Source organism: Devosia sp. Root413D1 (assembly GCF_001425235.1).
Taxonomy (GTDB): Bacteria; Pseudomonadota; Alphaproteobacteria; order Rhizobiales; family Devosiaceae; genus Devosia_A.
The window spans coordinates 641,135-653,666 of record NZ_LMEA01000001.1 but is presented as its reverse complement, the minus strand read 5'-3'; the positions used below and the strand labels follow the sequence as shown (position 1 = coordinate 653,666).

General features: G+C 64.7%; 9 protein-coding genes. 1 reads left to right on the top strand and 8 read right to left on the bottom strand.

Translation table 11 applies throughout. The annotated features are described in order from the left end of the window. Window positions 1-166: 166 nt before the first annotated feature. The 6 genes from ASC89_RS03290 to ASC89_RS03265 form a co-directional block, all read right to left on the bottom strand. A complete protein-coding gene (locus ASC89_RS03290; RefSeq protein WP_055994516.1) occupies window positions 167-934 on the bottom strand; it encodes a SapC family protein in 768 nt (255 codons plus the stop codon). Between the two features lie 165 nt (window positions 935-1,099). Then, window positions 1,100-2,005: a radical SAM protein gene (locus tag ASC89_RS03285; RefSeq protein WP_055994513.1), complete on the bottom strand. Its 906-nt coding sequence runs from the start codon at window positions 2,003-2,005 to the stop codon at window positions 1,100-1,102. A gap of 14 nt (window positions 2,006-2,019) precedes the next feature. Then, window positions 2,020-2,895, bottom strand: coding sequence for a hypothetical protein (locus tag ASC89_RS03280; protein ID WP_055994508.1), 876 nt, complete (start codon window positions 2,893-2,895; stop codon window positions 2,020-2,022). Beyond that, a complete protein-coding gene (locus ASC89_RS03275) occupies window positions 2,882-3,697 on the bottom strand; it encodes a hypothetical protein (RefSeq protein WP_156384480.1) in 816 nt (271 codons plus the stop codon). The genes ASC89_RS03280 and ASC89_RS03275 overlap by 14 nt, the downstream gene beginning before the upstream one ends. A gap of 11 nt (window positions 3,698-3,708) precedes the next feature. Further along, window positions 3,709-4,737, bottom strand: a complete 1,029-nt coding sequence (locus ASC89_RS03270) for a methyltransferase (RefSeq protein ID WP_055994500.1) — start codon at window positions 4,735-4,737, stop codon at window positions 3,709-3,711. Window positions 4,738-4,814: 77 nt separating this feature from the next. Beyond that, window positions 4,815-9,914, bottom strand: coding sequence for a RecQ family ATP-dependent DNA helicase (locus ASC89_RS03265; RefSeq protein WP_055994497.1), 5,100 nt, complete (start codon window positions 9,912-9,914; stop codon window positions 4,815-4,817). A 360-nt stretch (window positions 9,915-10,274) separates the two neighbouring features. Here ASC89_RS03265 and ASC89_RS03260 point away from each other — a divergent pair, with 360 nt between their 5' ends. Beyond that, a complete protein-coding gene (locus ASC89_RS03260; RefSeq protein WP_055994490.1) occupies window positions 10,275-10,790 on the top strand; it encodes a tetratricopeptide repeat protein in 516 nt (171 codons plus the stop codon). Window positions 10,791-10,867: 77 nt separating this feature from the next. Here the strand turns inward: ASC89_RS03260 and ASC89_RS03255 are convergent, their stop codons facing one another. After that, window positions 10,868-11,104, bottom strand: a complete 237-nt coding sequence (locus tag ASC89_RS03255) for a hypothetical protein (protein ID WP_055994487.1) — start codon at window positions 11,102-11,104, stop codon at window positions 10,868-10,870. Then, window positions 11,101-12,507 (bottom strand): type II and III secretion system protein family protein, encoded by a 1,407-nt coding sequence (locus ASC89_RS03250; RefSeq protein WP_055994948.1) that lies wholly within the window; start codon window positions 12,505-12,507, stop codon window positions 11,101-11,103. The genes ASC89_RS03255 and ASC89_RS03250 overlap by 4 nt, the downstream gene beginning before the upstream one ends. Between the last annotated feature and the right edge of the window lie 25 nt (window positions 12,508-12,532).

Below are 12,532 nucleotides of genomic sequence, written 5' to 3'. Positions count from 1 at the left end.
TATGACTCCTGTCCGGCACGCCATGGCGCACCGACGGATGTTGCAATGCTAGTTACGCACTACGTCACCAGGATGCCCGCCAACGCGCGGGTATCCTTGCTGTCGCCTATCCGAGCCGCAAACGGAACTCGGCCGTCCCGCGGGCGCCCCCCGCGGGTTTAGTTCGCTACGGCGCGACCGGCTCTGGGGCGGTCGCCGCACTGGGTTCGGCCGGCGCCACGCCGAGCCGCCCGGCAGTTGCCTGCAGGTTCCGCAGCGATTGCAGGTGGAGATAGATGACTTCCAGGTCGTCGGAACCGAACAGCACTGCGAGCTGCTCGGAGGAAATCGCCTTGAGCCGGTCGCGGCTCACCACTTCGAAGCCCGACAGCATCATGCTGCGGCCATCGGGGAGGGTAAACTGCGCCTGCATCGGTTCGAGCAGGTTGAACTGGCGCAGGCGCGCACACAGGTCCTTGGTGCGCTGGAACTGCACCTGGTAGGCCTGGAGGAAGCCGAGCACGCTCTTCAGGTACTGGGTCTGCTCGCCGTCGGCGTCGAACAGCCGCTCGCCGCGCCCGTCATTGTTGGCGCCTTCGAACGACTCATCGATGCACAGGGTGAAGTTCTGCCCCTCATCGCTCGAGGAGAACACGAAGGGGTAACGCCGCAGGAAGGCCGGGACGTACTTGCCCAGCCACTTGCCCTTGTCGTCGATGAAAAGGTTCTCGTTCTCACGTATCCCAAGCAGCACTGCCGGGATGACGTCTTCGCCACTGCCGGCGAATACGATCGCCATCTCGTTGGCGACCTGCGAAAACTCGGCCACCATCAGCGGCACCGAGTTCACATTCGCCGCGAAACTGAAATCGTTCCCGGTCTTGACCGCCAAATTGGCGTGACGGCCGCGATTGACCGGCGTAGCGGTCTCGTAAATCAATAACTGTTTGGCCAAGTATGCGCCCCCTCGGCGTTGGCCAAAACGTTCCGGTTCCCTCCGGGCCGACCAACCCGCAATGCCTAGCAACGCGCCATGACATATTCAACTGTCGCTGACGAACTAGTGTAAATAATGCGGGGCGCAGTGATAAAAGCGCACCGGGATAAAATTAACGGGTGGTTAATTCGCCGACGCATAGGGGGCGAGGTCACCCGCCATGTCGCCAAAACGCGCGATATAGGCCTCTGTCAGCCCCAGGCAGGCCTTGGATGCGCAACGTTCCCGGTGCGGGCAGCGATAGAAGCCGTTCTTGTCGAACTCGATCCAGAAGTCGGGGTCGATCAGCAGCGCCGCCTGGCCGTTGTCGAGGCGCCAGTCGTCCTGGCCGAGGAGACATTGCGGGACATTCTTGATCTCCACCGCGATGCCGCGCGCGTCGGCGCGCTCGCAGGCCCGCCTGAGGTAGGGCACGATCAACCGATAGTCCGCCAGCAGCAGCTTGTCATCGCTCCGGCTCATCGGGAAATAGTGCCAGAACTCCATCTGGCTGAGCGCTCCGATGCCCTGGAGCGCATCGACCACATCGGGCAGCAGGCGATAGCTGCGCTCAGTGACCACGGTGTTGGTGATGATCGCGGTGCCGGGGAAGCTCGAGACGATCTCCATCCCCCGAATCATCTTGTCGAACGAGCCCTTGATCGTGGTGATGCCGTCATGGGTCGTCGCGTCGCTGCCGGCGACCGAGACGAAGAACTCATCGACCCCCGCCTCGATCAGCTGCTCGGCGTAGCCGGGGCGACTCAGGTGCATGCCGTGCGTCTGGATGCGGATGTGCTCGAAGCCGGCGGCCCGGGCGCGCCGCGCCAGATCGGGGAGATCCCGCCGCAGCGTGATCTCCGAGCCGGTCATGATCAGCCCGCTATATTGCCGGCTCGCTTGGTTGCGGCGCAGCACCTGCTCGAAGGCGTCGTCCGACACCGGCTGCAGCCGGTCCATGGTCCCTTCGATCATGCAGTGGACGCAGCGCAGGTTGCACCGGAACTCCAGTGTCGCAGACACGTAGCTGGCGTTGTCGTAGCGTCCCATGCCGTTCACGCCCTTCAGGCGAAGCCATAGACCGCGGTCTTTGAGACCTCCAGCCTGCCATCCACCATCGCATAGTCGACGCCCAGATCGAAATAGAGATGCTCGAAACGGTTGAGATGGGCTTGCACGAAGCTCACCAGAGGCGACGGATAGCCGTGTTCGACAACAAAATCCGCCATCTGCGACGCCCGGACACGCGAATAGTAGACGCCATCGGAATGCCGCTTGTTGGCGATTACCGTGACCACCCCGAGCTTGTGCGGATCGAGCAGCAGGTCGGCGACGCCCTCGGCAGCATCGAGGCGCGCCGAGGTGACGAGTTTGCGGCGCAGGGCGGCCGCATCGTCGCGCGTGTGGAAGAAGTGGTAGAGGTTGGCGAACTCCAGCCCCGCGGCAGTCAGCCGATAGGAGAGGCCGGATGAGAGATCGGTGCTTGGGTTGCCGAAATAGAGATTGACCTCGTCGATCGGCCGGCGAGCCTCCAGCCCTTGCGGCTCGATGTCGATCGAGAACATGAAATAGGGGCGCTCGTCCGGGATCGACAGCCGGCTCGGCGCGAATGGCGCGAGGCAAGCAAGCACCCGCTGCAGCGACATTCGCCGCTCGGCCCGCGAATAGTCGTAGAAGTAGAGCTCATAGCTCAGCCGCCCGCCGGCCTGCTTGATGCCCCAGACGATCTGGCCCCGGCCAAGCTCGTGCTGCAAGGCACGGATCACCGCGAGCAGCCTTCCCCCCGCGGGATCCAGTTGCGCCGCGGCCCACAGCACGGCTTCGCTGCGCAGCCCTCTCGCGGTCGGCGCCAGCGGCTCGTAGGGCCAGAGGCAGAAATCGGCCAGCTGGTCGCCGGCCTCGGCCGCGAGCGAGGCGGGGAGGGGCTCAGCGATGGTCATGCTTGCTGGCTGCGTAGTAGAGCGTGACGAACTCGGCCCCGGTCGCGTCGCGCCCGATGGCAATGTGCCCAAGCATGGTCCCTGCCCCGTCAGCAAGGATCTGCGGCGCTGCGGCGGGAAGGTCAAAGGCCTCGCACAGCGCCTCCAATGCCCGGCGGTGGCGCGCCAATGGCGTATCGACCCGATAGAGATTTATGTCGAACGACCGGCGCGGCGTGTCCTCGTCCTCGACCAGCATCACATCGACGCGCCCCCGGGGGGTGATCAGTTCCGACAGCACCCGATCGGTGAACGCCGCCGAGATTTCCCCGACATCCGTGGCGAAGCTCTTGCGCAGGGCCTCACGCGCCTCGACCCCGTTGGTGGGGTAAGCGAGGTGCCGATAGCGCGAGAAATGGGTCTCGCCCCCCGGTCGCCATTTCGCCGACAGAAAGATCGTATCGTCCGGGATGTCCAAGCGTTCGGAGCGGCCCAGCTCGTACTCGACATAGAGTTTGAACAGCGGCGGATCGATCCCATCGCAGCCAAGGTGCACGGTGATGACCCGGTCCCACGACGCCAGCAGGCGCTCGGTCGCTGCCGGATCGCACTCGAGCGCCAGGGCGATGTCGCGAAAGCGGCGGCGCGGATCGGGCCCCAGCACCTCCGGCTGGCAGGTCACGAGGAAGCGGTCGGCCGATTGCCGCCCCGGCCAGAGTTTCGTCGAGCGCTCGGTAACACGCGGACCGCGGAGCGCCTCGACGAAGCGCCGCATATCAGCGGCAGTCGGCCGGCGGTCCAGCAATGCGACACCCTCAGCCATCGTTTCCCCGATCAGACCGCCGGCTTGCGCGCGGCAATCACCTGGAACGGCATGTCCAGCACCACGTTGCGCACCGTCTCGACGATGAAGCCCTGCGCTTCGAGCAGCTTGGCATATGCCGAGGCCGGCCGGAAGAAGGGCAGGAACACCAGGTTGGCCAGCATCGAGAACGGCATCGCCTGGTCCAGCGTCAACTCGGGGGCACGCTCGACGATCAGCAGCCGCCCGCCGGGATAGAGCGCCTCACGCGCGGCGCCGATGAAGCGCCCCGCCATGTCTTCGGGCCAATCATGCAGCACCGACTTGAACACGACGGTGTCGACCGGCCCGGGGAGCCGCCCAGCGCGAATATCGCGCGGCGCGAACGTCACCCGCTCGGCGCCCTGCCGATTGGCAATATTGAGCGCTCCGAGCTGGCAGACCGCCGGCAGGTCGACCACCGTGGCGCTCAGTTGCGGGTGGATTGCCACGACGTGCAGGGCGAACTCGCCGCTATTGCCACCGACGTCGAGCAGCTGTCGCGCGGTCTCGAGCCCCAGCATCGGGCTGAGGAGCGGGCCCTCGTACCTGGTCAGCGCAGTGGTGTAGCTGACCCAGCGCGCGGTTGCCGCCAGATGCTCCGGCGACGTCGTCAGCGCCCTGGAATAGTCAAACAGGCGAAACACTTCGGCCTGCTGGACGAATGCCCCCGGGTCGGCAAGCAGCAGCGCAAAGCGCTCGTGCACATCCTTGGCGATCGCCAGGAGGAACCAGAGCCGCGCTTCGAGGAGGTCGCGCGCCTCAAGCACCTGTCGGAAGCGCGCGGTCAGGCCGATGGAACTCGCCCCTTCGATCACCCCGATCGCTTTGAGCTGTCCCAGTAGCAGCGCCAATCCCGTCGGGGTCAGCTCGCCGGCGCTCGGTAAGGCGCGAGGCTCCAGCGCGGCATCGGCAAGCAGGTCGATCCAGCCGAGCGCCAAGGCGCGCTCCAGAGCCCGCGCCCCCAGTTCGGATGCCAGGATCGCATCGATACCCCGAAAAGGCTCAGCCGCCTCGCCCATGTCTCCCTCACTCCCCCGCGCGCCGCAACCTACTGCAGAGACAGCCTGTCATTCACGACATTCTTGATGACGATCCGCTAGCCGAAAACGAGTTCCGGTACGACCACCTCCCACTCGTCGCGGCGCAGATAGCCGTGAAAATCCTGGTCGCTGTCGGCCTTGCGCCAGCGAACAACAGCGCCGATCTCGCCACCAAGGAAGCTGCGGCCGTTCGGGGGAGACCAGCTCTTTGCCATCCGGCCCAGCGAGCGGCCCTGTTTGTCCAGCACGATCCATGCCTGCTCCTGGTGGATAATGGTGACCGTGTCGCCGACCTTGGCTGCTGCGATAGCGACAAGCGATGCATGACCGGCGCCAAGTCGCCCCGCCCAGGAAAGGTCAACGGTCTTCAAATCGGGCACCTGGTAGATGACGCTTGAAGCGCCAGCGCTTGCCGCAACTGGTGGCGCCGTGCGTCGCAGCACATGCTGATTGCCGGTCGGCACAAACGGATGCTGGTTGTCGGCCATGATGGTGAGACTGCGTCGGGCCCGGGTCATGGCGACATAGAACAGGCGTCGCGGCGCATCGGTGTCCTCGCCCTTTGATGGCCGGTCCCAGCCGCCATTGAGGATGACGACATCTTCGAACTCCAGCCCCTTGGCGCGGTGCGCCGTCAGCAGCAGCAGCGACCGCTGCTCGCTACGCACGTCGCGCGCCCATTCGGCAAACCATTCCACCAGGTCGGGCACCGGCATGGCTTTAGTGTTGAGCTCATGTGCAAGCGCAGCGATGCCTTCGGCAATCAGGTCGGTCCAGCGATTGGCGGAAATGGCATTCTTCATCTCCACCAGGTCGTGGATGCCCAGCAGATGCGTCGGCTCCCGGCGCATGGCGGCAACGAACTGTTGCATTTCCCGCAGTCGCCAGATGCTGGGCAAGGTCTCGTTGGCCAGCTCGACGGGGATCCCCATCGCCTCGGCCTGCGCCCGGACCGGGGCCAATCGTCGCCAGTCTCGCGCGATGACCGCGGTTCGCGCCCAGCTCCACTCGGGGTCGAGGCGCGAGAGCCGCAGCAGTTCATCCAGTGCCGCCTTGGCCTGCACGACGTCGTCGAGGGGGCAATCGAGCACCTGGACGCGTCCCTGGGCGACCGGATCGAGGGCCGCCATTTCCCCGCCGGGGCGTTCCTTGGCACGCTTGCGGTTGATGGCGATGTCGTGGCCGTTCTTCATGCGCGACGCGGCCGGCGCGATGACGGCATTGGCCGCGGCAATGATGTGCGCGGTCGAGCGATAGTTCTCGATCAGGTACTCGGGCCTGGCGCGATAGTCGGCCTCAAACCGGCGGATGAAGTCGATCGAGGCGCCAGCAAAGGCGTAGATATTCTGGTCATCGTCGCCGACGGCGAAAAGACTGAGGCGCAGTTCCGCGTCCTCAAGCGAACGACCAGCGACAGCTGAGATCAGCGCATATTCCTCCGGCCCGATGTCCTGGTACTCGTCGACCAGGATCCATCGGTAACCCTGGATCAGCGTCTCGCGTTGTGCCTCGGCTTCCGTTTTGCTCAGACCTTCGCCGTTCAGCTGTCTTACGGCCTCCAGTACGATGCCATCGAAATCGTACTTGTCGCTGTCGGATCCGGCAAAACTCGCGCCGACCAGTCGCATCGCCAGAGCGTGGCAGGTCGAGACTGTCACCGCGCTGGCATCGTCGCCCACCAGATGCCGCAGGCGCGCGCGGATCTCGGCAGCGGCATGGCGGTTGTAGGTGAGAACAAGGATGTCTCGCGGATCCTCGCGTCGCACACGGATCAGGTAGGCGATGCGATGCACCAGCACCCGCGTCTTGCCCGAGCCGGGACCGGCCAGCACCAGCACGTTGGTTTGCTCGCGGTCGTCAGCGACGATCTTCTGCTGTACGGGATTGTCGAGGGCCTCGACGATGGCTTTCCATGACGTGCCGGTGGTCTGGCGCCGCATTTCCATGCCTTTGCCGGGCAGCCAGCGGCGCAGGAACGCGTCGCGGTCGAGCACGAAGTAGTCCTCTGAAAGCCGCACCGCCTCATCCATGGCGATCAGCCCGCGCTCGGCATAGGCGGCCATCACGTGGGTCTGCGCCGTCTGCTCGGCGTAGTGCTCCTCAAGCGGGATGAAATCCTTATGGGTGAACTGGCCACCTGCCGGATTGAGGTGCACCGTCATGGCCTGCCGGAAGATGGTCAGTCCTTTGCCCAGGCTCGCTACCTCCTGCTCGTGCAGCCAGAGCAGGGCGCGCTCCATCAGCTTGGTCATGTCGCGGACGCCGCTCGAGCGCAGTAGAACATCGCCGTTCAGCACCCCGAGCAGGTCGCCCAATGTGGCCTCGATCTGGATGTCCTTGCCGCGGATACCCTTGGAAACCTTACCCACGAGATGCGCAAGCAGCCGCTCGGCGGCCTGGCGACGGATGGCCGCCGTCTGTTCCAGCACCTGCCAAGAACGCTGCAACACCACCGCCAGCGTGTTGTTCGACACCTTACGCAGGCGCACGTTACCGCGGCTGCCATCCTGATCGCGCCCGTCGCGGGCCATGCCGCGCACCAGACGCTCGACGAGATCGGGACGAACGCCGGCGTGCCCGCTGTCGCGCAATGCCTGGCAGGCGAGCTGAAGATTGAGCGGCAGGCCGGTCTCGACCTCGGCGTCGGGTGCGCCCTCGCGCATCAGCGCGATCAAATCGGTTTCAAGCCGAGAGGCCAGTTCGAACCGGTTTCGCGAGCTATCCTCAATGCCGGCATGCACGAACACCGTCGCCGCAATGTCGTTGCGCGCAATGCGCAGCGTCTCGAGGTCGGCCAAGGCCTTGTTGAGCGCGCCCGCCCCCAGGCCACTCACTCCGGTAAGCTCGTCCGTGCTGACGCCCTGGTCGACCGGTGCATTCATCAGGAGCCGGACGATGTTAGCCAGCTGCTGGCGGCGATCCTCAGTGATGCTGGCTGCGGCGATGATCGCCTCGGCCTGGTCCATAGTGCGGACCAACAGCGATGACGGAAAGACCTGCACGCGATTTTCTTCGCGCGACAGCAGCGCTGCCTCTTCGAGCCAGGAGACAGCCGTTTTCACCCGCGTATCATCAGTGGCGCTCTCTCGCATGAACTCCCGATCGAGCTCGGCGCGTACGATCTCTCCCGACGTCGCCGCCACGATGCCGGTCTTTTTGGTGCGCTCATCGACCCGACGCAGCGCCTTGAGAATGGCGGCAATCTCATGCCGGGCCAACCGCGACCGAGCCGACAGCGAGAACTGCCGCTCCACATCATCGGCCGCGAACAACAACACGCAGTTGGCGTGCTGACGGTCACGGCCGGCACGACCGGCCTCCTGCAGATAGTTCTCAAGCGAGCCGGGGATGTCGCCATGCACCACCAGACGGATGTCCGGTTTGTCGATCCCCATGCCAAAGGCATTGGTGGCAGCGATAATGCGCAGCTCTCCGACCCGGAAGCGCTCCTGGATGCTCCGCTTTGCCTCGGGCGGCAGGCCGGCGTGGAAATGCTCTGCCGACAGGCCTTGCTGCTTGAGGAAAGACGCTACCCGCTCCGTGGCGTTACGCGTGGCGCAGTAGACGATCGCGCCAGATGCTCCTTCGAGCGGCAGGTTGATCTCGATCACGTCGAGGATGTCGGCCAGTTTCGTTCCGCGATTGGTCTCGCGGACCGAAAAGCTCAGATTGGTGCGCACCGCGCCGCCATCAAGCAGCAGCAGGTTGACCCCTAGCCGCGACTGAAAGTGCTCTCGAATATCGCGCACCACTTCGGGCTTGGCGGTGGCCGTGAGGCAGAGGACCGGCGCCGGCGGCTCGTCTCCCGCACCCTCCTTGATGAAGCGACCGATATAGCGGTAGTCGGGCCGGAAATCGTGACCCCACTTCGAAACACAATGCGCCTCATCCAGCACCCACAGCCCGACTTCGCGCTGCTTGAGGACTGAGCGCACGGAGGTGCTGCGCAGTTGCTCGGGCGAAATCAACAGCATCGACGCATCGCCCATCCGTACCTTGTCGAGCGCATCCTGCCGCTCAGGCATCGAGAGCATACCGTTGATGGTGACCGCCGACGAGATGCCTGCCCGCGCCATCCCCTGCACCTGGTCGGCCATCAGGGCCACCAGGGGTGAAATGACGACGGTCAGTGCTCCGGTCTTGTCGAACTTCGACAGGGCCGGGATCTGGTAACAGACCGACTTTCCTGTTCCCGTCGGCAGGATGCCGAGGACGCTTGCACCCCGCATCGCCTCATCGACGATGCGCTCCTGCAGCGGCCGCCCGATCTCGTCCACCGGCTGCGGCCGGAAGCCATCGAAACCGAACCAGCGCGTCAGCGCCCTGACCGGATCACTCTGCTCGCGACACCAGGTGCAATCGGGACGATCACAGGCCGTATCGCGCAACTGCTTCACGATCCGCGCCGCATCGGGAAACTGCAGCCGCACCCAGGGCGGCATCACGGAGTCGCCGCCGGCGACTAGTATCCAGGACAGGGCGTAGGCGGTGGGCCAACCCTGGTGCGGGTTGGCGAGCCGGTCGAGAACTCCATGCAGACCTTGCCTGCACGCCCGCCCGATCAGCAGCCGCTCTACGGCGCTACGCGCGGCCTGTGGAGCGGGGACGGTGGCACCACGAACTTCGCTAAATACGGCATCGAAGCCGCCTGCACGCTCCGTCCTGGTCGCGAGGTAGTGAAAGGCCGCTACAGCGTCAGGCTGCGCCGCATTCTGCTCGCGTAAGGCGGCAAGCTGATTACCCAACACATCGAACACCAGCCGCGCATCGCGCTCCGGATCATTGACGTGACCCGCCTGCAGCCGCCCATCGTGATAGTGCTTGACCAGGTGGTGATAGGGGTTGCGCGGAAATGCCAGCGGATTGAGCCACAGCGTATCGATTGGCGACCCGAAAACCTGGGCCAACCTTGGCCGCAACGCCACCAGATGCGGCAGGTCGTGTCGGATGACGTTGTGGCCGAGAACATGGGCGGCCCCTGCCAGCCCCGCCTCGAGCCGATCGAGGCCAGCTTCGATGTTACCCGTTCTGGCACGGATCGCTGTGCTGGTATCGTGGCGCACTGCTGCAAAGGCGAAGACAGTTGCCGTGGCAGGATCGACTTCAAGGTCTACCGAGACGCAGCGCTGCAACAAGGGCTCAACAGACGCAGTCATGCTTGCGCAGAACCGGCAGTCGAATGGTCAAACATGGATGGCGGTGACCTGAACGGCGAAGGCATTCACCTGCTGTTGGGTAGTCCGTTCCATCGTACTCCTGGCTGACTCCAAGACATGCACCAACCACAGTGCAAGTGCCTGAGAGTTCCATTCCAGTGCACCATGCGCAAGGCGTCTGGCGAGTTGCTGAATACGACTTCGTGCTCAAGCCCATCGCCCATCATTGTGCGGTAACGTACCGTTAAGCCTGATTGGCGGCGCATGGCGCACATTTACCAAGCGTAATCCCTGCTGCGCCTAGCGTTGCCCCACAGATCAGGTCCGCAGAAGCGGGCCTCTCGATGGGGGCATTGAGAAATGAACGGGATCGGCGGGTTGTTTCGCCATGGGCTGCTGGCTGCAGCCATCGTCGCGCTGCCGCTCAGCGGCTGCAGCTCGGCGGGAATGAGCGCCTTCGGCAGCAACAAGCTCGCCGTCGCCGAGATCTCCAATATCGAGACCTACACCGCCGAAGGCGCGCTGACCGAGGCCCGGGCGCATTTCCGCAACGACAATTTCGGCTACTCGGCGGCGTTCTACAAACGCGCGGTCGAACTGGCGCCCAACAAGGCCGAAGGATATGTCGGGCTCAGCGCCTCGTACGACCGCCTCGGCCGGTTCGACCTGTCGGACCGGGTTTACGCTTCGCTCTACCAGATGACCGGCGGCACGGCGCAGTACTACAACAATGTCGGCTATTCCTACCTGCTGCGCGGCAGCCTCAGCGAGGCGCTGAAGAGCTTCCGCAAGGCGCAGAAGATCGAACCCGACAACCTGGTGGTCGCCAACAATATCCAGATCCTGGAGCGCGCCGCGGCGGACTCCCGCGCCTGATCCAACGCGCGGCGAAAGTCAAAGGGCGGAGGTCTGTTCGACCCCGCCCCTGGCGTTTCCTGCGTCTGGAGTTGCCGCTACTCTTCGACCGGCGCCACGATGACCGAGCCGTTCTTGCCCAACCCCTTGGTGGAATACATCGAAGCCTTGGTCGGGTTGGTGGTTTCACGGGCCAGGTTGGCCTTTACCGCGTCGCCGGCGGCGTAGCCGACCCGATCGGTACGCTGCCGGTAGTCATAGGCGCAGCCGACCAGCGCCGAACACACGGCAAGCATGGCCACGGCCCGCACCGCGTTGAGGAGCAGCGGGGTCAACTGCCGCTCCTGAGGTCGATGATGTAGCCGTAGGGGCCAACCACGCCGTTGCCGGTCTGAAAGCTCTTCAGCATCTTGGGCGTTACTTCCATCTGGCCGAGGGCGAAGAACTCGAGGTCATTGGCGGGCTGGGTGGCATCGAGCGGCGTCGCGGCGATCTGGCCCGGAACGCTCGGCTGCACCAGGCGCGGCGTGACGATCACCACCAGCTCGGTATCGTGCTTCTGGAAGCTCGACGACTTGAACAGCGAGCCCAGGATGGGCACGTCGCCGAGCCAGGGCAGCTGGTTCTGGTTGAGGTTGGTATTGCTCTGCAGCAGCCCTGCCACCGAGAAGCTCTGCCCATCGCGCAGTTCCACCGTGGCATCGAGGTTGCGGGTGTTGAACACCGGATCGCCGGCCGAGGTGAAGCCGTTGATGCCGCTGACTTCCGGGGTCAGGTGGATCTGGATGCGGTCGCCGTCCAGCACCACCGGCTGGAACACCAGGCGCACGCCGAAATCGCGGTAGGTGATCGCCGCATTGCCGTTCTGATCTGGTGTGCGGATCGGAACCTGGCCGCCGGCAAGGAAACTCGCACTGACGCCGGAGAGCGTCGTCAGGTTCGGCTCCGCCAGGGTCCGCACCAGGTGTTTGCTCTCGAGTGCCTTGATGGTGGCACTGAGATTGATGCCGCCGCCGGTCGAGATGATGTTGGTGACGAAGCTGGCGAAGGAGTTGGTGACCGGGTCGTTCGGGCCGCCCTTGATGCTGGTCGAGACGCCACCGATGCCGCCACTCCACTGGATCCCGAGTTCGCGCCCGGCGTCGCGCTGGGCCTCGATGATGCGGACTTCGAGGTTGACCTGCTGGCCACCGCTGATCGTCATGGTGTTGATGATCGCCGGGCTGCCGTACTGGGCGACGATATCGAGCACTTTCTGCATGGTGACCGCGTCGGTGACCGAGCCGCCGAGCCGGACGCGGCCGTTGACCGAGCTGACCTTGACGTTGGAGCTGGGAATGGCGTCGCGGATGGAGCGGGCGATATCGGAGGTATCGACGCCGACTTCGACCGCCAGCAATCCGACCGGCGCGCCATCGGCCGAGAACAGGTTGACGGTGGTGGTGCCGAAGCCCTTGCCGACGAGGTATAGCGATTTGTCGGTGATCGGCTGCGCGTCGGCGATGGCGGGGTCGGCGGAGACGATCTTGCCCACGGCGTCGGAGATGACGACGGTCACCGCCTGCGAGGCCGGCAGCTTGATGCGCATCACCGAGGTAGTCTTGAGGTCGTAGTTGACCGTCTGGGCCAGCGCCGGAAACAGCCCCGCGCAGAGCGCCGCAAGCAGCACCACCGCGCCAAGTGCTGCCCTAAGTGACTGGGACAGCAGCGTTCTGCCAAAGCCCCGGTATGCCGTCATGGTGTGCATCTGTGCTAACGTTCTC